Here is a 23587-nt window from a genome sequence, read left to right on the forward strand (position 1 = left end):
CCTACCCGCAGGCCGCGGTTCGATAATCGGCCGAACGCAGGATTCCGCACAGATCGGTTCGCGAGAGCTTCCAGGAACCGTCGAGGAAGATGAAATGCACCACCGTGGTACGCACCGCGGTTCCGGAACCGTCCTTGTCCAGCCGCAGCGTCGCCGTCACCGTACCGTCGTGATTGTCGAACACCGGATCGGTGACTCCGTACACCGCCCGCGGATTGTCCTGCAGCGCCTTGTACATATCCGGAATGGCCTGCGCGAACGCCTCGCCGTCCTCGATCAGCGCGATCCGCTCCGAATCCGGCAGCGCCGGGTCCAGCGCCTGTTTGATCCGGCCGTCCAGCTCGGCCGCCGTCGGCAGCGCCCGCGATGCCAGTTCCCGTGACGTGGCCGCCGCGGACGAGGACAGTGCCGCTTTCGCCGACGACCGCGCCGCCGCTACCGCGTCCTCGTCGACCCCGGACCCACAGGCGGTTACCGACACCGCCGCCGCGAGCAGAATCACGAGTGACATAAATCCGGTGCGCACTTCGCGCACCAGCCGGAAAACAGGTATGTACCGCATCACGTCATGAATACCATCATTCACTGCATACCTTCGATCACGGACCCGATCCGGGCCAGCAACGCCCGGACGGTCGGAACATTACGGCCCCGCGGCGGCGGCTCGGCCGTGGGGAGCAGATCACGCACCAACGCCACCACACTGCGCACATCGTCGAGATCGGTATCGGCCACATGGGTTTCCGCGATCGCCACCACGTCCTCGGGGCCCGGCACATCCTCCGCACCCAGATCCGGCCGATACACCTCCAGCCGCAATATCGCCCGCACCGTGCGGAACGCGAACGACCGCCCGTCACCGGTACGACCGAATCCGTGCGCGAACGGGCCCGTGGTCACCTCGTCGGCGGAAAAACCCGGCACCTCGTGCATCGTCAACTCCTGACCTCCGCACCGTCTGATCCGTACGGTAACCCGGCCCACAAAAGAGCCCGGCTGCCGACACCCCACATACCCCCCTGCCACCACCGTCAATCCTCGTCGTGATCAGATGATCGAATGCAGCATCGGTCGTCTCCGGACACAGCGCGACGGGTCCGGCGCCGGAAACCCCGCGTAACCGCCGCCGCCACACTGCTCGCCGCCGCCGTGCTGCTGAGCGGCTGCTCCGGTGACTCCGAGCCCGGCGCCGGTGACGTACCGACCCGCGAACCGGCGACACCGGCAGTGTCACCGCCGGTGGCCACCGCACCCGCCGGGCAGCTGCTCCCGGCACCGACCCGGCTCACCGCGCTCGTCAGCGACCCGGGTAGCGGCAACCTCGCCGGACTCGATCCCGCCGGAACCACCCTCACCCTGTTCACCCCGGCCACCACACCACCCACCGCCCACCAGGTGCCGCTCCCCGCTCCCGCGGCCGCGATCGCCGCAGGGACCCCCGGGGAGATCCTCGCCGCCACCGACGGTGCGATCCTGCGCGTCGACGCCGCGACCAGAGCCGTCACCCGGATCCCCGTCGACGGAAATCTGCACAGTGTGCAGTCCCGTCCCGACGGGACCCTGATCGCCGGCACCGCCGACGGCCGCGTCATGGTCCTCGACCGGACGGGCAACGTCCAGCAGAAGGTGTCCGGTCTGGTCTCCGCCGACGCGCTCGCCCTCACCGGCGACACGCTCGCAGTGCTGGACCGCCGGCAGACCCTCCTCACCGAGATCGCACCCGGATACGAACGACTCGGGCTCGCTCTGCGCGCCGGAACCGGCGCCGCCCAGCTCGTCGAAGCACCCTACGACCGGGTCGTGGTCACCGACCCCGACAGCGGCCAACTCCTGGTGTTCACCACCGATCCGCTCGTGCTCCGTCAGCGCTACCCGGTAGGATCGTCGCCTTACGCACTCGCCTACGACCGGCGTTCTGACACCGTATGGGCGACGTGCACGCAGAGCAACGAAATCGTCGGCTACGACCTGTCGACGGGAACACCGCGTGAGGTGGGCCGGTACCCCACCGTCCGGCAACCGAACGCGGTCACCGTCGACGACGCGACCGGCGATCTCTATATCGGCTCCGCGACCGACCCGGGTCTGCAGCGCATCCCCGCAGACCAGCGCAAGAGAGGGCAGTGATGGCATCCACTCGACGTGCAGCGAGCTCGCGCACCGTGCTCCCGGCCGGCTGGGAGACCAGCAGCGACGATTACGAATACGTACCGCTGCGTCTTCCCCCCGACGTAACCAGGGTCACCGCCTCGATGCGACTGGCGATCCAGGCCGAATACGGCGGCTGGGAACTCTCCCGCGTCCGCGCCTACACCGACGGCAGCCGCCGCGTCCTGTTACGCCGCCGCAAGACCGCGCTCACCAGCCCCGCGGGGCATTCCGCGGAGCTATGAGCGTGCTGTACCGATTACTGCTCCGTGTCATGTTCCTGCTCCCCCCGGAGAGCATCCACCGCATCGTATTCGGCGTGATCCGTGCGGCCACCGCGCTGGCTCCCACCCGGGCCCTGCTACGCCGCCTGTTCGGAGTGAACGACCCGATCCTGCGCACCACCGTGTTCGGCGTCGAATTCGCGGCCCCGTTCGGCCTGGCCGCCGGCTTCGACAAGGACGCCTCCGGAGTGGACGCCTGGGGCGCCCTCGGTTTCGGATTCGCCGAGATCGGCACCGTCACCGCCGCCGCCCAGCCGGGTAACCCGCAACCCCGCCTGTTCCGACTCCCCACCGACCGCGCCCTGATCAACCGGATGGGCTTCAACAACCACGGCGCGGCCGCGGCGGCCGCCCGCCTGCACAGCCGGAAGACGACCGTCCCGATCGGCGCGAATATCGGCAAGACGAAAGTCGTCGACGCCGCACACGCCGCCGACGATTACGCCACCAGCGCCCGCCTGCTCGGATCGCTCGCCGATTTCGTGGTCGTCAACGTCAGCTCGCCCAACACACCGGGACTCCGGGATCTACAGGCCGTCGAATCCTTGCGCCCGGTCCTCACCGCCGTCCTCGACAGCGTGCGGGTACCCGTCCTGGTCAAGATCGCGCCCGACCTGTCCGACGAGGACATCGACGCGGCGGCCGATCTCGCGGTGGAACTGGGCGTCGCCGGAATCGTCGCCACCAACACGACCATCGGCCGTACCGGGCTCGCCAGCTCGCCCGAGGAAATCGACGCGATCGGAGCCGGGGGACTGTCCGGTCCGCCGGTGGCCGACCGCGCCCTGGAAGTGCTGCGCCGGCTGTACGCGCGGGTCGGCGACCGGCTGATCCTGATCTCCGTGGGCGGTATCGAAACCCCCGAACAAGCCTGGGAACGCATCCTGGCCGGGGCCTCCCTCCTGCAGGGCTACACCGGATTCATCTACGGCGGGCCGCTGTGGGCACGGCGCATACACCGTGGAATCGCGGCACAACTGCGGGCCGGTGGTTACCGCAGCCTGGCCGACGCCGTCGGCGCCGGCCAGGCTGCGCACCGCTGAAACCGCCGGTTCCTCACGCGGCGGAACCGCTGCGTATCGCGCCGGAATCATCCCGGTAGAGACCGCCCGGCGCGATACGGTCGTTCGAGAACTGCGATTCCAGCAGCCGGGCCTCCACCCGTTTCGCCAGCAGTACGACCACCTGCTCCCACACCATGCCCAGCAGATCCACCGCCTCGGCAGCACGGGCCATCGCAGCCCGGTCGTGTATCAACGCGGGATCGGACAGGGTCTCGTCCACCGCCATCCCGGCATAGGCCTGGTCGAACGACAGATCGTGGCCGGGCAACCAGCTCAACCGCCACCGGGACCCGTGCCGGGTCTGTACACGTTCAGCGAATTCGGGCGAGATACCACTGGTCATAAGCCAGTCGGTGATATGGATGGTCACAGCTGCCTCCTCAGGGGGCTCGGCACCGAGACCGGGCCGGTGAATCGGCCGGCACGGCATCGCTGCCGTCGGGGGTGAACGACGAATCGGCGTGGGCGCTCAGCGCGCCCCGGCGGAGGATGGCTCCGCGTCCGCGCTCGCACCCGCACTCGCACGATCGATACCTCGTCGTGCCTCGAACCGTCGCCCGCCGGCCAGGGATTTCCGAACTGCGATCACCAGGCCCTCCCGTTCCTCTTGATCGAGGGAAAAAACTCTCCTCAAGTCTGTCATTTGACACTTTGTCGGTCAATGCAGATGTCAAACGCCCTTTGCACTATGGTTATTGCCAATATCGAACGGGTCGAAACCCCGGGCGGCGGCGGAACACCAGAAAGGCGTGCCACATGGTCCCCCACGACGACACGGCCATCGTCGCGATCCGGAACATCCTCACCCGGCTCTGCAAACGCTCGGGCCTCAGCCAGGACCGGCTCCGAACGACCGAAATCGACATCAGCCCCCTCCTCGATTTGCCCGTGGTACGGAGGTACGCCGAGGAGCACAACCTCACCCGCCTCCAAGCCGTCCCCCCGGTCGTACGCGAACACGCCCGCCGGCTACCACCCACCCACCGCGTGATCACCGACGCCGAACTGTCCCTCGGGCTCCTCCGGGAAACCGAGGAACCGGAAATCGACCGATCCGCGCTCTACTCCCAGGACCTCGGCGCACGTCGCGAATACCTCTCCGCGCACTGGCGGCGGCTGCACGAAATCGCCGCCGCGGACCCCATCCCACCGGCCCCCACCGTCCGCTCCCTCCGCGCGACCCCCGAACGCCGCGCCTTCACCGCCCTGGCCGCCCTGCTGGTCACCGGCACCGTGCACACCGACGACCGCCCCGGCCGCATCCCCGAACGCACCGGAACCGGCACACTCACCGTCATCGGCGACGCCGTGATCGACCACGTGTACCAGGTGGACACCATCCCCGACGCCCGCGGCTTCGCCCGCGGACGCTTCACCGCGAACCCCGGCGGCAAGGGCCTCAACTGTGTCGTCGCCGCCGCTCGCCTGGGAATCGACGTCCGGTTCATCACCTCCGTCGGAGACGACGAGGGCGGCCGGCGCATCCTCGACTACCTGCGCTCGGAGAACATCGACACCTCATCGGTGAAAGTCGTACCGAAGGCGGCCACACCGATCACCGCCCTCCTCGTCAGCCGTACCGGGATCACCGGCACCATCGCCTGCACCGACGACCGAATCCGGCTGACCGACACCGAACTCACCGCTCCACTCGTCCGATCCGCCCTCGCCGACTCCGATGCGGTCCTGATCACCCTCGAACCACCTCTTCCGGTGATCGAACAGGCCCTGGCCACCGTCGCGGCCCTACCGGACCGCCCACCGGTACTCGTGACCTCGGCGAAGGTCGACACACCACAGGTCCTCTACCGCTACCTGCCGGCCGTCGACTACCTGATCGGATCGGTCCGCGAACTGGACTACCTCGTCCCCGAGGTGCCCGCCCGCTCCGGCCCGCACATCGCCGAACAACTCCGGATGCTCGGCGCCCCGGCCGTCTGCGTCGTCGAGGACTTCGGCTGCACCGTACGCTCCGACCGGCTGGCCCTCGACATACCGCGTATGCAGGCAGCCGCACTCACCGATATCCCCGGCTCCCGGTCCGCGTTCGTCGGCGCACTCATCTACCGCCTGCTGTCCGGGACCCGCGAGCACGACCGGACGGACCCCACGCGGCGCTTCGCGAACGAACACGACTTCGCCTGGGCGACAGCCGCCATGGTCGCGACACAGGCCTTCGCCGGGAATATCCCCGGCACGATGCCGACGGTCGACGAAGTGGACCGCATCATCCGGCTGACATCCGAGAAACACTGATACCGCCTGCGTAAGCAGGCGCTCACGCAGGCAAATCGCCGTACAGGATGCCGAACCCTCGGTAACATAGTGGCCCACATCACTCCCGCGGCGGACCGTTCCCGACGGGGCCGGCAGTACACACACGTGGCCGCGGCACACCCAGCACCGGGATCGGACCATGACCACAGAAACCGCCTACCGGCACCGCACGGGCACGCTCGTCGACACGGTGCCCGCGGCCTTCCAGCAGACCCTCACCCTTCGCCCCGACGCCGTCGCGCTGCGTACCGTCGGCGGGACTCGGCAGATCACCTGGCGCGAATACGGCGACCGGGTACGCACCCTCGCCGCCGGCCTGTCCGCACTCGGAGTACGCCCCGGCCACACCGTCGGTGTCATGCTCACCAACCGCCCGGAATTCAACCTCCTCGACACCGCCACCCTCCATATCGGCGCCACCCCGTTCTCCGTCTACAACACCTGTTCGCCCGAACAGATCGCGCACGCCTTCACCAACGCCGGAAACAAGGTCGTCCTCACCGAACAGCAGTTCCTCGACACCATCCGTGCCGCGGGCGTCCCCCTCGAACACATCGTGCTCGTCGACGGACCCGCGGACGGCACCCGCTCACTGGCCGACCTGGAAAACGATCCCGACCCGGACTTCGACTTCGACGCCGCCTGGCGGGCCGTCGAAGCCGGCGACCTCGCCACCATCATCTACACCTCCGGCACCACCGGGCCGTCCAAAGGCGTCGAGCTCACCCACCGCAATGTGCTCGCCCAGATCACCGCACTCAACAGCGGACCCATGGACGTCGGACTCGACGATCGCGCACTGTCCTACCTCCCCGCCGCCCATGTCGCCGACCGTATCTCCGGGCACGCCATCAACCTCGTCACCGGTATCCAGATCACCACCGTCCCCGACCCCCGGGAGATCGCCGCCGCACTACCCGACGCCCGGCCGACCGTGTTCTTCGGCGTCCCCCGCGTCTGGCAGAAGATCAAGGGCGGCGTCGAAACGAAACTGGCCGCCGAGACGGGCGCCAAGAAGGCCATCGCCGAATGGGCACTGGCCACCGGAATCGCCGCCGCCAGAGCAGATCTCGCGGGAACCGGGCGTGGACCGCTGCTCGGCCTGCAGCACCGGATCGCCGAAAAATTGCTCCTCGGCAAGGTCCGGGACGCCCTGGGGCTCGGCGATCTGCGCGTCGCCTCCTCGGGCGCCGCCCCCATCCCACCGGAAACCCTCGAATTCTTTCTCGGCCTGGGATTCTGCGTCTCCGAAGTCTGGGGGATGTCGGAAACCACCGGTGTCGCCACCTACACGGAGCTCGACAAACCGCGCCCGGGGTCGGTGGGCCGCGCGGTCGACGGAATCGAACTCCGCCTCGCCGCTGACGGCGAAGTCCTCGTGCGGGGCGAGATCGTCACCCACGGCTACCGCGGTATGCCCGAGAAGACCGCGGAAGCCCTGGACTCCGACGGCTGGCTGCGCACCGGCGATATCGGAGTCCTGGCCGACGACGGCTATCTCCGCATCATCGACCGCAAAAAAGAAATGATCATCAACGCGGGCGGGAAGAACATCGCACCCAGCAATATCGAGAACGCTGTCAAAGCGGCCTCCTCGCTCGTCGGGCAGGTCGTCGCTCTCGGCGAAGCCCAGCCCTACATCACCGCGCTGATCGTGCTCGACGGTGATATGGCCGCCGTGCGCGCCAAGGAGATAGAAGCCGCGTCGGCCGATATCGCCGAGCTGTCCCGCCGACCCGAGATCATCGAGGACATCCGCGCGGCAGTCGCGGCCGGGAACACGAAACTGTCCCGGGTCGAACAGATCAAGAGGTTCGTCGTGGTCGACACGGTATGGGAACCCGGCGGTGACGAGCTCACCCCGAAGATGTCGCTGAAGCGGGCGCCGATCGCCGCAAAATACGCGGCGCGGATCACCGACCTCTACGCGGACCCGCTCCCGGCGGGTGTGATCGAGGTGCAAGCGAGATAGACGTGGTGTGGGCCCCGGCGGATCAGCCGGGGCCCACACCACGTGACGACTCACTTCTGCTCGTAGGTACCCACCAGGACAGCACGTGCCAGCGTGTGCGAGAACAGGTTGAATCCCAGGAAGGCCGGCGAGGCCTCCGGTGGCACACCCAGCGAATCCACATCCACCGCGTGCACCACGATGAAATACCGGTGCGGGCCGTGACCGGCCGGCGGAGCCGCGCCCACGTATCCCACGAACCCGCCGTCGTTACGCAGAGTCACCGCACCCGACGGCAGCTCGCCGCCCTCGCTGCCGGCACCCGCGGGCAGATCCGTCACCGTAACGGGGATATCCGCCACTGCCCAGTGCCAGAAACCGGACGCGGTCGGGGCATCGGGATCGTAGACCGTGACCGCGAAACTTTTCGTCTCCGCCGGGAAACCCGACCAGCTCAGCTGCGGTGAAACATCTTTGCCACCGGCGCCGAACACACCACTGACCTGATCGTTGCCCAGGGACGTGCCGTCGGAGACATCCGCGGAGGTCAGCGTGAAGGACGGTACCGAAGGCAGAGCTTCGTAAGGGTTGTCGGCCATGTTCTCCTCTTTCGAATCGGATCAGCTGTGCAACAGGAAGTGTTCCAGTACCTGGGTGCCGAATTCGAGCGCGTCCACCGGAACTCGCTCGTCGACCCCGTGGAACAGGGCCGCGAAATCCAACTCCGGCGGCAACCGCAGCGGTGCGAACCCGAAGCACCGGATACCGAGATGTGCGAAGGCTTTCGCGTCGGTACCTCCGGAAAGCATGTACGGGACCGTCCGTCCCTGCGGATCGTGCGCCAGGATCGCCTCGTTCATCGCATCCACCAGATGACCGTCGAAAGTCGTTTCGTAGGAGTCGAGTTTGGTGATCCACTCCCGCTCCACATCCGGTCCGATGAGCTCGTCGACCTCACGCTCGAAAGCCGCCTGCCGACCCGGGATCACCCGGCAGTCCACCACCGCCTCGGCGGTCTGCGGGATGACGTTCGCCTTGTATCCGGCGTTCAGCATGGTCGGGTTGGCGGTATCGCGCAGGGTGGCGCCGATGATCCGGGAGATGGAACCGAGTTTGGCCAGGGTGCCCTCGATATCGGGACTCTCCGGATCGAACACCAGCCCGGATTCCTCGGAAACCGCCGCCAGGAACTCCGCGACCGAATCCGAGAGCACCAGGGGGAAGGTATGGGTACCCAGCCGGGCCACCGCGGCCGCCAGTATGGTGACCGCGTTGTCCTCGTGCAGGAACGAGCCGTGACCGGCGCGCGCCTTCGCACGCAGCCGCATCCAGCCCAGTCCCTTCTCCGCGGTCTCCACCAGATACAGGCGGCGCTCGCCGCCGTCCGGGCGCGGAACGGTCAGCGAGAATCCGCCGACCTCACCGACTGCCTCCGTGACTCCTGCGAAGAGGTCCGGCCGGTTCTCCACCAGCCACTGTGAACCCCACTTCCCGCCGTTCTCCTCATCGGCCAGGAAGGCGAAGACCAGATCCCGCGGCGGAACCGTGCCCTCGATCTTGAACTGACGCGCCACCGCCAGCATCATCCCGACCATATCCTTCATATCGATCGCGCCACGGCCCCATACATACCCGTCCTGTACGGCGCCGGAGAACGGGTGCACGCTCCAGTCCGCAGCCTGCGCCGGCACGACATCGAGGTGCCCGTGCATCAGCAGTGCCCCGCGACTCGGGTCGGCGCCGGGCAACCGCGCGAAAACGTTTCCGCGACCGGGGGCGCCGGATTCCACGTACTCGGTGGTGTAGCCCGCCTCCTCCAACTGCTGCGCCACCCACTCGGCACACTCTCGTTCGCCCTTGGTGGTCGCGAGATCGCCGGTGTTGGAGGTGTCGAACCGGATCAGCGTGCTGACCAGCTCTACCACCTCCGCCACGGCACGAGAACGAGAGGAACCCGAGTTATCACCAGTAGCGGCCACGCCCCCTTCCTACCATCTCGGGCGTCTTTGTTTCCTTTTGGTTCGGTTGATCGATGACCTATACATATTCAGATGCGCATATCTACGTAGGAGCATTTTAAATCGGCACTTCGGACTGGTCCGGTTCTCGGCCGGCCGGGATGTTCGGCGAGAAATCGCCGAACTCCTACGCGGAACCGGCTACAGCCCGAGAGATGGGATGTTCCGCGAGCACGTGCGGCCCTGTGCCACTCCCCTGCTCCACTCGGTCTCGGGGTGGGGGGCCGCCTCCTCGGCGGGGTTACTCGACGGGCAACTCGGAGAGCACTCTGCGGAGATAGTCCCGGCTCTCCCCCGGGGTGAGGGCGATAACGCTCAGCTTGTTCATCACCGTCATATAGACCTCGACGTCCTGTTTCTTCTCCAGGTAGTGCGAGGTGGTGAGCTGCTCCATGTAGACCATATCGGGCAGCTCCGGCTCCGGGAACCGGAGGATACTGAAGGAACCGCCGGCCGCGGGATGCCCGCCCACCGAATACGGCAGTACCTGGATCTTCACATTCGGGCGATCGGAGACCGCGATGAGATGTTCGATCTGATCGCGCAACTCCGGATAGCCGTCGATCGGGCGACGCAGCGCGTTCTCGTCGATCACCGCCCACAGCGTCGGCGCGGCGGCCCGGCTCAGGATGTCCTGGCGACGCATTCGCATCCCGACCCGGCGTTCGGTCTCGTCGTCGTTGCCGAGCGTGATCACCGAACGGGCATAGGATTCCGTCTGCAACAGGCCCGGTACGAACTGTGCCTCATAGGTGCGGATCGTCGTCGCGGCCTGTTCCAGGCCGATATAGGTTTCGAACCAGTTCGGCAGCACATCGTTGAACGGCTGCCACCAACCCGGGTCGTTGGCCTTCTTCATCAGATCCAGGTACACGGCCAGTTTGTCCGGATCGTCGACGCCGTAGAGCTTCAGCAGATCGAGCAGGTCGCGCTCACGGAACCGGGTCCGCCCCAGCTCGAGTCGGCTGATCTTGGCATGGGAACCGCGGATATGGTCGCCCGCGTCCTCACGGCTGATCCCGCACGCCTCCCGCAACCGGCGCAATCTGCTGCCGAGCGAGATACGCAGCACTGTCGGCCCACGATCGGCTTCCGCCTGATCCGGGATATCGGAATCGTCCTGCTCGTTAGTCATGGTCGCCTCTGGCCAGTTCGTGCTGTGCTGCATCGTACGGCGCCCGCCACCGCCGAACCGCACCGGTCGGCAGGCGATCCTACTCTCTGGTAGACGCGTATTCCGGTAACGCGCCCACCCCCGACGGGACCGGCGACCGGGGGTGAACCGGCCGCCACGGATATCTCGATCGAATCCTACAGTGCCGCATACCCGTAGCACTTTCCTGTTTGCACGCGGTATCAGGTTTCCTTGCGTAAACTCGCCCACGACACGACGTCCGGCTTCACCTGTACCGCGAAGACCTGGGGAGACGACACCCGATGACGGCATCGGCAGAAGGAGCGAGTACCACTGCAGTTGTCTCCAGCATAGCGCGTGCCTCCCCGAGCCGCGAAGGCCAACCGGCCGGTCCCCACCACTCCGGCAACGATCACGCGAACCGGCGCACCGCGACCGTCGATTCGCGTAAGCCGCTGGCCGCCAAGGCTTTACCTGCCTCCTCGCTCAGCCGGAACGGCCACGTGCCGATAGGGTGGTCCGCAGTCACCCGGAACCGGCCGCTACTGCCGAGGCAGCCTGATTCCGCCGCACATCTCGACGAACAGGACCCGGCTCCGCGTATGCCCCACCGACCGCCACGCGACCCGTCACAGCGCGGATCTCCCCGCGACCACGGCTCGACGGCCTCTGGTATCCGGCTCTCTTCCACCTGACCGCAGCGATCCGGGACGCCCACCTCGGCGCCCCGGGCCGAATCGACCCCACACACCGACGAAACAACGGAGGCCCGAAATGACAGACGAAGTCACCACAACCGAGATCCGCAAGAAACTCACCGAGGTACTCGGCCACTCCAGTATCGACCTGGCCACCTCCAAGAACGGGGTCAACTGGGCCACCAGCGCCTATTTCGCCAATCTCGACGAAGACCTCTTCCGGCTCACCCTCATCCTGGAGAACAGTGGCCGGACCCTGGATCAGCTCCGGGCCAACCCCAATGTGGGTGTGAAGGTCGTCCCGGGTGGAGTCGCGGAGCCCTTCGCTCAGGGCCTGGGCACGGTGACAGTGCGCGACGAAGCCGACCGTGACGAGACCTTCCAGGCCCTGTTGCGCAAGGAACCCCAGATCGAACCGTTCTTCGCCACCCCGGTCACCGCGATCCTCGTCGATATCGACTGGTGGCGGGTCACTCATCTGGGTGGCGGCTGGCTGCCGGGCAAGGTGCTCGAGCGCAGCGCGGACGCCTGAGGGGACGCCACCGAACGGACGGCATAACATCGCTCTGTTCGATTCGCAACGTAGAGAGAGGTATTCATGGCCGAACCGGCTCATCGGACAGGGGTTCGCGTACCGGTCGGAGTGGACACGACCCGGCCGAGCATCGCCCGTGTCTACGACTACAGCCTCGGCGGCAAGGACAACTACGACGTCGACCGCGCCGCCTTCGAGCAGATCCAGCGAATAGCACCGAGACAGGGCGATGTCTCCCGGATGAACCGGCGGTGGCTCCATCGGGTTGTCCGCTACCTGGCCGGGCCGGCCGGTATCGACCAGTTCCTCGATATCGGAGCCGGTCTGCCCACGGTCGGCAACACCCATCAGATCGCCCAGCAGGAGAACCCGGAGGCCAAGGTCGTCTATGTCGACAACGACCCGGTCTGCAACGCACACGGACGAGTACTTCTCGAACAGAACGAGAACACCCACTTCGTCTCCGGCGATCTCCTCGAGGAGAACACTCTCCTGGAGAACAAGAATGTCCTGCAGTACCTGGATCCCGACCGGCCGATCGCGGTGATCCTGTGCGGATTGCTCCATCATCTCGACGACGAACTGGATCCGCCGCGGGTCATGCGGGAATACATCGACCGGCTCCCCGCCGGGTCGTACGTGGCGATCACGAATTTCTGGGATCCCGCGGACGAGAATCCCGAATTGCACGAGCTGGCGAAACAACTGGAGCGGGCCTTCACGGAGATGGGGCTGGGCTCGGGCTGGTACCGCACCCGCGCACAGCAACTCGAATACTTCGACGGCCTGGAACTGATCCCGCCCGGCCTGGGCGAGCTCGAGGACTGGTGGCCCGCCGGGCCGGCCACCCGGCCGCGACTTCCGGAAGAGAAGGTGATCATCGGCGGGGTCGGCTTCAAACGCCCTGCCGAAAAGGTACGACTGCACAGCGTGAACGGAAGAGATTAGCGAAGGGATTGTTGTCCGGTGGTGCACGACGCCGGGTTTCCACCCGGCGGCCGCCACGGCCGGACAACAGCGGCGCCACTTTTCGCACAGATGTTTTCACAATAGGGACAACCCTGTCCGATCGCCGCGCCGAAGGCGCATATCCGAGATAGGCTCGGCCCACTCCGACGACGCGAACCATCCTCTCGCGCAGTTCGATCGGCGCCGATCGCCCCACTCCGGCACCGCGTACTGGGCTCGGTGACCGGACTCGAATTTTCCAGCTCATTTCATTGCACGAAGGAAGGGTCGATATGGCCGAACCGGCGCACCGGACCGGCGTTCGCAAACCGGTCGGCGTGGACACCACCCGAGCCAGCATCGCTCGTGTCTACGACTACAGCCTCGGCGGCAAGGACAACTACGATATCGATCGCGCTGCCTATTCGGCGATCCTGGAGGTCGCACCACGGCAGGGTGATGTATCCATCATGAACCGGCGCTGGCTGCACCGTGTCACCAGGCATCTGGCCGGCTCGGCCGGTATCGACCAGTTCCTGGACATCGGAGCCGGTCTGCCCACCGTCGCGAACACCCACGAGGTCGCCCAGCAGCAGAATCCGGACGCCCAGGTCGTCTACGTCGACAACGACCCGGTCTGCAACGCACACGGACGAGTACTTCTCGAACAGAACGAGAACACCCACTTCGTGCCCGCCGATCTCCTCGAAGACGAGACCCTGCTGCGTAATTCCGATGTCACCAAGTATCTGGATATGGACCGGCCCATCGGGCTGATCCTGTGCGGGCTGCTGCATCATGTCGACGACGAACTCGATCCGGTCGGAATCATGCGCAAATACGTGGAACTGCTGCCGCCGGGGTCCTATCTGGCCATCAGCCATTTCCACGATCCGGGCCCGGCCGACCCCCAGCAGCACGCACTCGCCAAAGAACTCGAACGCAGCTTCACCGAAAAAGGTCTGGGCTCGGGCTGGTACCGCACCAGCGAGCAGATCCTCGAATACTTCTGTGGCCTCGAGCTCATCGAGCCCGGCCTGGTTCAGCTGGACGAGTGGTGGCCCGCCGGACCTCCGCTGCGGCCGCGGTATCCCGAGGAGAACGCCATGTTCGGTGGCGTCGCCTACAAACCGGCAACCGCCGGCACCCTACCTACGACGTAACCGCCGTAAACCGGGGCCGGACGGCCACTATCCGTTGACGCGGCGGAACGCGGCAAGGATCCCGGACGGGATCCGGCCCCGCGCCGACACCTCGTGCCCGTTTCGTAGCGCCCATTCCCGGATGACCTTCGGCGAGGCCGACCGGGCCGGCCGCTCGCGCTTCGTTCGCGCGGCCCGTCCGGCCTTGCGGGCGAACGGGGTCCACTTACCGAAGACCGCGCGCAGTTCCCCCGCGTTGGCTTCGGTCAGGTCGAGCTCGTACATCACGCCCTCGAACGCGAACACCACAGTCTCGGCCGCGGGTGATTCGCCGTCGAGGTCATCGATCAAACTGATGACGACCTTGCGCGCCATGGGCTTGCTCCTCCGATCCCCAATTACCTTGCCAAATATGACATCAGCTACCCCGCGGCTGTGCGAAAAGATCCGGGCCTGCCCACAGCACCGGCACAGCGACCTCCTCCGGGGGATGTGAGCATACCGCTGTCGGCCGCGGAGATATCGGCGGGGCACGATCGATCGACCCGGGTTACCGTGACGGGGCCGAACGAGAGGAACTCCCATGGGCGTGCACGAGGCCGATCGTCCCGAGACGATCGAGTACCGGCTACCGCACCTGGCGATGACGGCGCTCGCCTGGGGTGATCCCGGTGGACGCCCGGCCCTGTGCCTGCACGGGTTTCCCGACAGCGCCTGGACCTGGCGGCATATCGGGCCCGCACTCGCCGATCGGGGCTTCCGGGTGATCGCTCCGTTCACCCGCGGCTACGCGCCGACCGCCGTACCGGATGACGGCGTCTACAAGCTGGGTGCCCTCGCCTACGACGCCCTCGCACTGCACCGCGAACTCGGCGCGCCACCCGAGGCTGTCCTGATCGGCCACGACTGGGGTGCGTTGACCGCGAATACAGTTGCCGCTCAGCCGGATTGCCCGTTCTCCCGAGTCGCTTCGCTCGCGGTACCGCCGATTCCGGCCATGCGCCCGGGGCGGGGCGCCGGTGTGGCCGCGTACCTGCGGCAGCTGCGATTCAGCTGGTACATCCTGTTCAACCAGCTGCCCCGGATTTCCGAGCGGTCGCTGGATCGGCTCATTCCCAGGCTGTGGCACGACTGGTCCCCCGGATACGCGGCCGACGCGGATATCGCCCACGCCCTGGCCGCCCTTCCCACCGCCGCCCACCGGACCGCGGCGTTGTCCTACTACCGGGCGGTCGCCCGCGTCGCCGGTCGGCCACCCGCCCCCTACACCGAACTCCATCGGCATTGGGACGGCGCTCCGCGCGTCCCCCTGTTGTATCTGCACGGCGGTGCCGACACCACCATCGATCCGGCGTTCGCCGCCGGGGTGGGCGAGGTGGTGGCACCAGCGGGCGGGATCGCCGAGACCGTTCCCGGAGCCGGCCATTTCCTTCATCTGGAGCAGCCAGCGCGTGTAGTGGGGCTTCTGGTCGATTTCTTCGCCGACCGGTCACCCGGCGCGCACTGATACCGCTCCCCCGGTCCCGGAGCCGTGATTTCTACACTCCGGGTGGGCTGCCACGCCATATCCGGACTCCATACGACCGCAGACCCGCTATGTTTCCGGTCACATCCGAGATAATCCCGCTTCCGCGACTATTACGGATGCTCATATGATCGCGCGGTGGCAAGTGAGTCGGAGACGAGCACCCTGATCGAGCACTTCGTGCTCGGCGTCTGTGATCCCGGACGGTGGCAGGGAGTCGACCGGCTGGCCGAACTGGATCTGACCCTGGCGCAGGCCCGGGTGTTGTTCAGCGTCGTCCGGCGTACCGAGCCACAACCGATCCACACCATTGCCGGCGAACTGGGCCTGTCGATGACCGCGGCCGGCCGCAATATCGACAGGCTGGTCCGCCTCGGTCTGCTCACGCGGCAGGAGAGCCCCACCGACCGGCGAGTGAAGCTCGTCGGTCCCACCGAACACGGGCACCACCTCGCCTGGGACCAGATCGCGATCCACCGGGCGACGATCGACAAGGTCGTCGACCGCATGCCCGACGCCTTACGTGAGGACCTCCGACGGGTTCTCACGGCTGTGCTCGAGTCCGGGGCCATACACAACGTCGTGGCGTGCCCCCCAGCATCGTCAGGAGACAATTCGTGAACGCAAGCCCAGCCCCCGCGACCGACGCGGGGGCTTCGGACAGAATCGACGCGTCGGTTCTGAAACTGGCCGGTGTGGTGGTTCTCGGCGCCATCATGTCCATCCTGGACATCACGGTCGTGAACGTCGCAATGCCGACGTTCCAGACCGAATTCGACGTCGCCAACTACTCCACGGTGGCCTGGACTGTCACCGCCTACACGCTGGCGCTCGCCACCGTCATTCCGCTCACCGGCTGGGCCGCGGACCGTTTCGGCACGAAACGGCTCTATATGACGGCTCTGGTGCTGTTCACTATCGGCTCGGTGCTGTGCGCGCTGTCCTGGAACATCGGCGCGCTCATCGGGTTCCGGGTCATCCAGGGGCTGGGTGGCGGCATGCTGATGCCACTCGGTATGACCATCATGACCAAGGCCGCGGGCCCCGAGCGGATGGGCCGACTGATGGCCATCCTGGGTGTTCCGATGCTGCTCGGCCCGATCCTGGGCCCGATCCTCGGTGGTTGGCTCATCGAGGATGCTTCCTGGCACTGGATCTTCCTGATCAACCTGCCGCTCGGCGCGATCGCCCTCGTCTACGCCTGGTTCGTACTGCCCAAGGACGAACCGCATGCCGGTGAATCGTTCGATTTCGTGGGCATGCTCATGCTTTCGCCGGGTCTGGCGCTGTTCCTCTACGGCATCTCCTCCATCCCCGAGGAAGGCACCGTGGCCACGCCGAAGGTGTGGGCGACCATGCTGGTCGGCGGCGCCCTGGTGGTCGCTTTCGTGTTCTATTCCTTCAAACCCAAGAATCCGCTGCTGGACCTGCGACTGTTCCAGAACCGCGATCTGACCGTGGCCACTGTCACGATGTTCCTGTTCTCCGCCTCCTTCTTCGGTGGACTCCTGTTGATCCCCACCTACTTCCAGCAGGTGCGGGGCGAGAGCGCACTGCTGGCCGGACTGCTGGTGGCGCCGCAGGGCATCGGTTCGCTGCTCACCATGCCGATCGCCGGCATGCTGGTGGACAAATTGCCGGTCGGCCGGGTCGTGCCGGTCGGGCTGGCGATCCTCACCGCGACCATGTTCGGACTCACTCAGATCGAGGCCGACAGCTCGTATTTCTACGTCCTGGGTGTGCTGTTCGTGATGGGTCTCGGGATGGGCCTCACCATGATGCCGCTGATGACGGCCGCGTTGCGCACGCTGAAGGAGGCACAGGTCGCCCGCGGATCGACTCTGCTGAACATCATTCAGCAGATCGCCAGTTCGGTCGGTGTCGCGGTGATCTCGGTGGTGCTGACCAACCGGATGCAGAACTCCGAGGCCGTCTCGGCCGGGCAGGCGATGATGGAGGCCCAGCGGACCGGCGAACAGCCGGATCCGTCGGTGCTGCAGTACGTCGCGAGCCTGGGCGATAAGTTCGAATCCGTCGTGCTCGGCGAGATGTCGGACGCCTACGCCGGAACCTTCTGGGTGGCATTCGCGCTCTGCCTGGTCACCCTCGGGTTCTCCGTCCTGCTCCCGCGCAAGGCGAGCGATGTCCCGAAATCCGATTCCGACACGCCGGCCCCGGTGCTCATGCACTGATATTCCGGCGATTCCGGTCCGCACCGCCCGCTCGAACCCACCGGTTCAGGCGGGCGGTTGCGTTTTCCGGAACCAGTCGAGAACCTGTGGGAGGGCGACGCGAACGGTTTCGCCGTGATCGATATCGCCGAGCTCCACCAGTTCGGTGGCCCCACCCAGTTCGGCCTTCATACAGCGTTGCGAATTCTCGAAGGGCACAGTGCGATCACCCGTCGCCGCGAAGAGCCGGACCGGCACGGCCGGCGCCCAATCGCACACGGTATCGCTGTCGGCCATGGCCCGCAGCGCGGCGCCGGTGGGATTGCGTGCCAGCTCCAGAAATTGCGGGGTGAGCAGTTCCTCCGGGTCCGCGGGCAGGCCCGAGGACACCGCCAGTAGATCGTGACGCCCGTCGAACAGCGTTTCGATCCGTTGCGCATAGGGTTGCCGGAAGGCCTCGGACGGATCGTCGTAGAGGTGATAGATCCGGTTCATCGCGGTGATCCAGTAACCCAGGTAGAGCACCGCTCCACGGCCTTCGACCCGGCCGTCGAGGGCGGCCGGGGCCTGCACTTCCTGCACGGCGTAGGCCCCACTCACCGCCGCGGTGGCAGCCAGGCCGAATCCCTCGACCGCGCCGTCGCTGAGCTCGCGGCCGAGCGCGAGGGCGGCCTGGGCGCCCTGGGAGAAACCGGTGACCAGGACATTCGGGTCCAGTTCCCGGCCCTGGTCGGTGAGCAGCGATCGGGCCGCCCGGAGCAGATCCGCGGACGCGGATCCTTCGGTCGGGGCATGCGCGTACGGATGGAAACCCGGGCCCTCGCCGAGACCGAGATAATCCGGTGCGACCGCGACGTATCCGGCGGCGGCGAACTGGACAGTGCGGGCGCGTTCGATTTCACCGTCCGCCGACGGGGCCTCGTCCCGGCGCACCGTGGTGCCGTGCGCGTAGGAGACCATACGCAACCGCGCAGTGCCCGTTTCCGGGATCACGACCAGACCGCTGGCGGTCGTGGGCGCACCGTCGGCAGCGACGGTTCCGTAGACGACCCGGTGGGCGCGAACCCCGTTCGCGCCGGCGACCGGATACTTCCATTCGGCGAGATAATCGGATGTCTCCGCTCCGGTCATCTCGAAAACCGGCGCCACCGAGACGACGCTGCCACGTTCGAGTCCCTCCGTATCGTCGTTCCCCTCGCCGCCGCATCCGGCGGCGAGTACGCACAACAGCACACTCGTCACCGACAGCAACGCCCGGCGCATGGTCACCCCCTCTCCCGGCTGTGGTCCCGCGACTGGATCGGGGTCACCGTATCCGATGGCGACCCGGCCGGGTACGGCCCGGCAGCGGTGCTGCGGGGCCGCGCATCCGGAACGATTTCGGCCCCTCCGATTTCCGGACTGCGGGATACCGCGCCCAGCCCCGGCGCACCCGCGAAACACCAACGCGGCCGGCGACGATGACAGGGATGTGAATCCCGAAGTACTTCCGCCGACAGAGCGGGTGGAGATGGTGCGACGCCTCGTCGCCCTCTGCCATATCGCCAACGATCTGGTCGAGATCGCCGAAACCGGAACGGCGGACGGCGGCCCGGTCCCCGAAGAGGTCCGTGAGCACGCGCGCCGGATCCAGACCGTGGTCCGTGACCTCGTAGTGGACCTCGTGGCCAACGGTCGCGCGGAGCATCCGGACGCGGCCTGAACTCGGCGTCCGGCACCGGCACACCGCGATATCGCCGATGTTCCCAGTGGTGGACGCAGAATTAAACTGGGGTGATGGTCAAACCGAGCCCGTGGGGAGCGAGCGGCGGTGACGGCGCCGGGTCGTCGAGCACGGTGCGCACCGCGACACCGGAGCCGGTCGCGGCTCCCGCCGGCGCCCGGTCGGAGGTCTGGGAGCGACGCCGGACTGTGGCCCGGGACGGTCTGCAACGCGCCGCCGAACATGCCGAGGCCATCCGCACTTCGCCCCGGATGAGTGGCAAGTGGGGATATGTGTGCACGGCCCTCGGCGGTGTCATCGTCTTCGTCCTGATGTTCAAACACTGGATGGTCGCGCACGGGCCGGACGGTATGGCCGCGGCCACCCCGTTCGGCCAGGTCGATTCGACCACCCGGTATCTGACCGTCTGGTCTTCGCAAGGGACACCGCCCGCCGCCGATCTCACCGGTTCGTGGGCGGTCACCGCGAGCAGTATGATCGCGCTGACCATCGCCGCGATCGCGATCCATATCGCCACCAACTCCGAACGTTTCGCACGTATCGCCACCGGAGGCGCGGTCTGCACGGCGCTGCTGGTGATCGCGAATATGCTGTATCTGACCGCCCGGCAGAAACAGCTCAAGAATATGACGATCCGCCGCTGGGATCTCGGCGGTCAGGTCGGTTCCTGGATCAACTGGGCGGTCAACGACGGGTCGAAGCCCGTGGCCGGTCTGAACGAAGTGGAATACGTGGCCAGCGGTACGATCACGACCGCCGCGATCGCGGCGGTGATCATCGCGGTCGGTTCGGCGGTGATCGCGGTGGCGACGATGCCGCGCACCGCCACCGGAACACGGATGCCCTGGCGGGTCACCGTATCCAGGGAGGCGACGACCAACTACTCGGCGTCCGGCGCCGAACCCGCGGAAGCAGCCCGGACCACACCGGCGGAAGAACCCGCCGCGGCCGGCACGGCAGCATCGCCCGCACCGGAGCCCGCCGCACCCGCGCACACTGCCCCGACCGGCGAATCCGATCCCGCCACCGGCGATTCCGGGCCCGGGAAGAGCTGACCCGGGCCCGGAATCCGGTCAGTCCTCGGCGACCCGCACCTCGACATCGATATTTCCGCGAGTGGCATTGCTGTACGGGCACACCTGATGCGCTTTGTCCGCCAGATCCTGTGCTTCCTCGGCGGACAGATGCGGGAGGGTGACCTCGAGGATCACGGTCAACCCGAAACCACCGCCCTCGGTACTGCCGATCCCCACTTTCGCACCCACTGCCGAATCGTTCACATTGGCCTTGGCCTGGGAACCGACCAGACGCAGGGCGGAATGGAAGCATGCCGCGTATCCGGCGGCGAAGAGCTGTTCGGGGTTGGCCCCGGCGCCGCTGCCGCCCATTTCCTTCGGGACGGCCAGTTCCACGTCGATCCGGCCGTCGGTGGTGCGGGTATGGCCGTTACGGCCGTCTCCGGTGGCCAGCGCTTCGGCCGTGTACAGCACACGCATCGCCGTCTCCTCTGCTCGTATCACGCACGGTTGTCGATCCCGCCGCAGCGAATGCCACGGGACTGTGCGCAGTGTAGTGTCGCGCGCGGTGCCGGATCAGTTGCGGCACAGGGGAAAGTTCGGAGTATCATCCCCCGGCCCCCACTCGGCTCGAGCGATCGCGAGGCATATGTTCCCTGACCAGACCTCCACCCACTATCCGGTCTCCCCCATCCCCGACGACGTCTACGGCAGCGGCGCGCCGATTCCCGCGCCCCGCGAATCCGACCTGGTGATCACCGGGTTGCTGTGGTTCCTGCTCGCGACGCTGGCGATCGTCTCGGTCGCCATCTCCCCGTGGTTCCTGCTGGCCACCGGAGTATGCGAGGGGCGCGCGGACTGCAGTACCGATCCGAGCACCGGTAACTGGATCATCGTCCTCGGCGGCTGCTTCGGGTTCCTCGTGGGCGCCGCCACCACTGTCAATGCCGCGCGCAGCGGCCGTGCGCTCTACCCGGGCGCACTGCTCGGGCTGGTACTGGTACTCGCCGCCTGGCTGGCGGGTTCATTCCTGATGGGCTGAGCTGTGTGCGTGCCGCGGCCCGCTGTGGGCCGCGGCACGGACGTTCAGGAGGCCGCGGTCGCGAAGCGGCGATCTGTGTAGCGGCGCAGATTCGCCAGGAAGCGGCGGAACGCCAGGTTCATCAGCGGAGCCGCGGCGAAGGCGGTGAACCGGGCCGGACCGGCCAGCCGCTGCGCCAGGGTCCAGGTCAGCCGGCACCCCTCCGGGGTCTCCACCACCCGGTAGTCCTCGGCGAAAGCCGCCAGCGCACTGGTGGAGCTGCTGTTGAACCGGAACGCCATCCGGGTGTTCGGCTCCCACGCCAGGAATTCTTCGTCGCCGACGATTCCGCCGCGCATATCGACGACCCGGGTGGTACCCACCCCGCGAGGTTCGGGGCTGGTCCAGGTGACCTTGGTGATCACGGTGGCCCAGTGCGGCCAGGATTCGGCATCGGCCAGCACTTCGAACAGCTGCGCGGGGGTGATCGCGAGATCGACACTGTTGCTGAACTTCAGTGGAGCGTTGTCGATGAACTCGAGACCGACGCGCTCACACGGACGCAAGGTGCTCATCGCCGGCCACCGCCGTATCCGCTCCCCTGTTTCCGGTCGTTCATGCGCAGGTTCCTCTCGTCGGTCGGTGCGGCCGCGCCCTCCCGGCCGCACACCGATGGTTACACCTGTCCAGTCATCTGTCCATAGCGGTCCGGTCGGGTGCCCTGAGTTGGGACCCGGCGCAGGAAAGACCGCACCCAGCTGGCCCGCTTCACAGAATCCACGGGATCGGCGGTGCCCGGTCCGGTGCGGGGATTAGCTTCCGGCGATGCCATATCCGCGCCGGCCACGCCGTACGAGCCGGGCACTGCTCGTCACCGCCACCGTTCTCGCCCTCGCCCCTGTGGCGCCGGGGACAGGAACGGCCACACCACCGGAAACAGCTCCACCCGGACACCCGGTCGCGGCCGCCTCGGCGATCCTCGGAGCCGCTCCGCGCGGTGCGCGCGAACTCGAGCTGGCGGTGTACTCCGCCGCGATGGGCCGGGTGGTCCCGGTGCGTGTGCTGCCCGCGGCCGACCCCGCGGGCCCGGCGCCCGCGCTCTACCTGCTCAACGGGATCACCGGCGGTGCGGACGGTGGCAACTGGTTCGACCGCACCGATATCACCGAGTTCTTCCGGGACGAGCAGGTCACCGTGGTCAACCCGCTCGGCGGGGCGGGCAGCTATTTCACCGACTGGCGCGCCGACGATCCGGTACTGGGACGTCAGCGCTGGACCACCTTCCTCACGCGGGAACTCCCACCGCTGATCGACGGCCGGTTCCACGGTACCGGCGCCGCCGCGCTCGCCGGGATCTCGATGGGCGCGGCCTCGGTACTACAGCTGGCGCTGGCCGCGCCCAACCGTTATCGGGCACTCGGTTCCTACAGTGGCTGTGTGCGGACCAGCGATCCGCAGGGGCGTGCCATCGTGGAACTGGTCGTCCGCAGCAACGGCGGGGACCCGAAGAACATGTGGGGCCCGCCCGGGGACCGCGCCTGGGCGGACAACGATCCTTTCCTCCACCCCGAGGGCCTGCGCGGCATCGCGCTCTACCTGTCCGCGGGAACCGGCTCACCGGGGCCGCTGGACACCATGGACGGGCCGGGAATACACGGCGATCCGGCCGAACTCGCCGACCGGATACTCGTCGGCGGGCTACTGGAAGCCGTCGCGGCGGGTTGCGCGGTACGGCTGCGCGACAGACTGCGCGAGCTCGATATTCCGGCCACGGTTACACTGCGACCCGACGGCACTCATTCCTGGGGTTATTGGCAGCGCGACCTGCACGAATCCTGGCCGCTTCTCGCTGCGGCACTGCGGAATTGAGCGCCGGGCGCGGTGGTCGCGCGGCCGATTCGAATATCCTGGGCTACTTCACAATTCGGTAC

At 67.1% G+C, this 23587-nt stretch carries 25 protein-coding genes; 15 read left to right on the forward strand and 10 right to left on the reverse strand.

Annotated features, from left to right (window positions below):
- Position 1: 1 nt before the first annotated feature.
- Together ACWEWT_RS05320 and ACWEWT_RS05325 are read right to left on the reverse strand one after the other, a co-directional pair.
- A complete protein-coding gene (locus tag ACWEWT_RS05320; RefSeq protein WP_452556391.1) occupies positions 2–586 on the reverse strand; it encodes a hypothetical protein in 585 nt (194 codons plus the stop codon).
- Complete coding sequence (locus ACWEWT_RS05325) at positions 583–933, reverse strand: hypothetical protein (protein WP_452556393.1); 351 nt, start codon at positions 931–933, stop codon at positions 583–585. The genes ACWEWT_RS05320 and ACWEWT_RS05325 overlap by 4 nt, the downstream gene beginning before the upstream one ends.
- Before the next feature lie 126 nt (positions 934–1059).
- On the opposite strand from ACWEWT_RS05325, the gene ACWEWT_RS05330 reads away from it, so the two are divergent.
- The 3 genes from ACWEWT_RS05330 to ACWEWT_RS05340 are packed head-to-tail and all read left to right on the forward strand — an operon-like array spanning position 1060 to position 3475.
- A complete protein-coding gene (locus tag ACWEWT_RS05330; protein WP_452556395.1) occupies positions 1060–2127 on the forward strand; it encodes a YncE family protein in 1068 nt (355 codons plus the stop codon).
- Positions 2127–2393 (forward strand): DUF5703 family protein, encoded by a 267-nt coding sequence (locus tag ACWEWT_RS05335; protein WP_452556397.1) that lies wholly within the window; start codon positions 2127–2129, stop codon positions 2391–2393. Before ACWEWT_RS05330 ends, ACWEWT_RS05335 begins: the two co-directional genes overlap by 1 nt.
- A 5-nt stretch (positions 2394–2398) precedes the next feature.
- Positions 2399–3475 (forward strand): quinone-dependent dihydroorotate dehydrogenase, encoded by a 1077-nt coding sequence (locus ACWEWT_RS05340; protein ID WP_452557676.1) that lies wholly within the window; start codon positions 2399–2401, stop codon positions 3473–3475.
- 13 nt (positions 3476–3488) lie between these two features.
- On the opposite strand, the gene ACWEWT_RS05345 is transcribed toward ACWEWT_RS05340, so the two are convergent.
- Positions 3489–3866: a hypothetical protein gene (locus tag ACWEWT_RS05345; RefSeq protein ID WP_452556399.1), complete on the reverse strand. Its 378-nt coding sequence runs from the start codon at positions 3864–3866 to the stop codon at positions 3489–3491.
- A gap of 386 nt (positions 3867–4252) precedes the next feature.
- Between ACWEWT_RS05345 and ACWEWT_RS05350 the strand changes: the two genes are divergently transcribed.
- Complete coding sequence (locus ACWEWT_RS05350; RefSeq protein WP_452556401.1) at positions 4253–5752, forward strand: carbohydrate kinase family protein; 1500 nt, start codon at positions 4253–4255, stop codon at positions 5750–5752.
- Between the two features lie 160 nt (positions 5753–5912).
- The gene (locus ACWEWT_RS05355) at positions 5913–7745 is read left to right on the forward strand and encodes an AMP-dependent synthetase/ligase (protein ID WP_452556403.1); all 1833 of its coding nucleotides are present in this window, start codon (positions 5913–5915) and stop codon (positions 7743–7745) included.
- Positions 7746–7795: 50 nt separating this feature from the next.
- On the opposite strand, the gene ACWEWT_RS05360 is transcribed toward ACWEWT_RS05355, so the two are convergent.
- From ACWEWT_RS05360 to ACWEWT_RS05370, 3 genes are all read right to left on the reverse strand, one after another.
- Positions 7796–8323, reverse strand: coding sequence for a YbhB/YbcL family Raf kinase inhibitor-like protein (locus ACWEWT_RS05360; protein WP_452556405.1), 528 nt, complete (start codon positions 8321–8323; stop codon positions 7796–7798).
- Positions 8324–8344: 21 nt separating this feature from the next.
- A complete protein-coding gene (locus ACWEWT_RS05365; protein WP_452556407.1) occupies positions 8345–9703 on the reverse strand; it encodes a M20/M25/M40 family metallo-hydrolase in 1359 nt (452 codons plus the stop codon).
- A gap of 280 nt (positions 9704–9983) precedes the next feature.
- Positions 9984–10877 carry a helix-turn-helix domain-containing protein gene (locus tag ACWEWT_RS05370; protein WP_452556409.1) on the reverse strand — a complete coding sequence of 298 codons (894 nt, stop codon included), beginning with the start codon at positions 10875–10877 and terminating at the stop codon, positions 9984–9986.
- A gap of 774 nt (positions 10878–11651) precedes the next feature.
- Here ACWEWT_RS05370 and ACWEWT_RS05375 point away from each other — a divergent pair.
- The 3 genes from ACWEWT_RS05375 to ACWEWT_RS05385 all read left to right on the forward strand — a co-directional run bounded on the left by ACWEWT_RS05375 (position 11652) and on the right by ACWEWT_RS05385 (position 14221).
- A complete protein-coding gene (locus tag ACWEWT_RS05375; RefSeq protein WP_452556411.1) occupies positions 11652–12107 on the forward strand; it encodes a hypothetical protein in 456 nt (151 codons plus the stop codon).
- 66 nt (positions 12108–12173) lie between these two features.
- Positions 12174–13058, forward strand: a complete 885-nt coding sequence (locus ACWEWT_RS05380) for an SAM-dependent methyltransferase (protein ID WP_452556413.1) — start codon at positions 12174–12176, stop codon at positions 13056–13058.
- A gap of 293 nt (positions 13059–13351) precedes the next feature.
- On the forward strand, positions 13352–14221 hold the full coding sequence (locus tag ACWEWT_RS05385; protein ID WP_452556415.1) for an SAM-dependent methyltransferase: 870 nt from the start codon (positions 13352–13354) through the stop codon (positions 14219–14221).
- Positions 14222–14248: 27 nt separating this feature from the next.
- Here ACWEWT_RS05385 and ACWEWT_RS05390 read toward each other — a convergent pair whose 3' ends face one another.
- A complete protein-coding gene (locus ACWEWT_RS05390) occupies positions 14249–14575 on the reverse strand; it encodes a histone-like nucleoid-structuring protein Lsr2 (RefSeq protein ID WP_452556417.1) in 327 nt (108 codons plus the stop codon).
- Between the two features lie 208 nt (positions 14576–14783).
- Between ACWEWT_RS05390 and ACWEWT_RS05395 the strand changes: the two genes are divergently transcribed.
- The 3 genes from ACWEWT_RS05395 to ACWEWT_RS05405 all read left to right on the forward strand — a co-directional run bounded on the left by ACWEWT_RS05395 (position 14784) and on the right by ACWEWT_RS05405 (position 17917).
- Complete coding sequence (locus tag ACWEWT_RS05395) at positions 14784–15707, forward strand: alpha/beta fold hydrolase (RefSeq protein ID WP_452556419.1); 924 nt, start codon at positions 14784–14786, stop codon at positions 15705–15707.
- 156 nt (positions 15708–15863) lie between these two features.
- Positions 15864–16346 carry a MarR family winged helix-turn-helix transcriptional regulator gene (locus ACWEWT_RS05400; protein ID WP_452556421.1) on the forward strand — a complete coding sequence of 161 codons (483 nt, stop codon included), beginning with the start codon at positions 15864–15866 and terminating at the stop codon, positions 16344–16346.
- Positions 16343–17917 (forward strand): DHA2 family efflux MFS transporter permease subunit, encoded by a 1575-nt coding sequence (locus ACWEWT_RS05405; protein ID WP_452556423.1) that lies wholly within the window; start codon positions 16343–16345, stop codon positions 17915–17917. Before ACWEWT_RS05400 ends, ACWEWT_RS05405 begins: the two co-directional genes overlap by 4 nt.
- A 45-nt stretch (positions 17918–17962) precedes the next feature.
- Here ACWEWT_RS05405 and ACWEWT_RS05410 read toward each other — a convergent pair whose 3' ends face one another.
- Positions 17963–19165 (reverse strand): alpha/beta hydrolase family protein, encoded by a 1203-nt coding sequence (locus tag ACWEWT_RS05410; RefSeq protein WP_452556425.1) that lies wholly within the window; start codon positions 19163–19165, stop codon positions 17963–17965.
- A 202-nt stretch (positions 19166–19367) separates the two neighbouring features.
- Here ACWEWT_RS05410 and ACWEWT_RS05415 point away from each other — a divergent pair, with 202 nt between their 5' ends.
- Positions 19368–19598 (forward strand): hypothetical protein, encoded by a 231-nt coding sequence (locus tag ACWEWT_RS05415; protein WP_452556427.1) that lies wholly within the window; start codon positions 19368–19370, stop codon positions 19596–19598.
- Between the two features lie 74 nt (positions 19599–19672).
- Positions 19673–20674: a hypothetical protein gene (locus tag ACWEWT_RS05420; protein ID WP_452556429.1), complete on the forward strand. Its 1002-nt coding sequence runs from the start codon at positions 19673–19675 to the stop codon at positions 20672–20674.
- Between the two features lie 18 nt (positions 20675–20692).
- Here the strand turns inward: ACWEWT_RS05420 and ACWEWT_RS05425 are convergent, their stop codons facing one another.
- Positions 20693–21115, reverse strand: coding sequence for an organic hydroperoxide resistance protein (locus tag ACWEWT_RS05425; RefSeq protein WP_452556431.1), 423 nt, complete (start codon positions 21113–21115; stop codon positions 20693–20695).
- Between the two features lie 169 nt (positions 21116–21284).
- Here ACWEWT_RS05425 and ACWEWT_RS05430 point away from each other — a divergent pair, with 169 nt between their 5' ends.
- Positions 21285–21677, forward strand: a complete 393-nt coding sequence (locus ACWEWT_RS05430) for a hypothetical protein (RefSeq protein ID WP_452556433.1) — start codon at positions 21285–21287, stop codon at positions 21675–21677.
- Between the two features lie 44 nt (positions 21678–21721).
- On the opposite strand, the gene ACWEWT_RS05435 is transcribed toward ACWEWT_RS05430, so the two are convergent.
- Complete coding sequence (locus ACWEWT_RS05435; protein ID WP_452557677.1) at positions 21722–22222, reverse strand: SRPBCC family protein; 501 nt, start codon at positions 22220–22222, stop codon at positions 21722–21724.
- Positions 22223–22481: 259 nt separating this feature from the next.
- On the opposite strand from ACWEWT_RS05435, the gene ACWEWT_RS05440 reads away from it, so the two are divergent.
- A complete protein-coding gene (locus tag ACWEWT_RS05440) occupies positions 22482–23525 on the forward strand; it encodes an alpha/beta hydrolase (RefSeq protein WP_452556435.1) in 1044 nt (347 codons plus the stop codon).
- The last annotated feature ends 62 nt before the right edge of the window (positions 23526–23587 follow it).

This window comes from Nocardia sp. NPDC003963 (assembly GCF_053605105.1).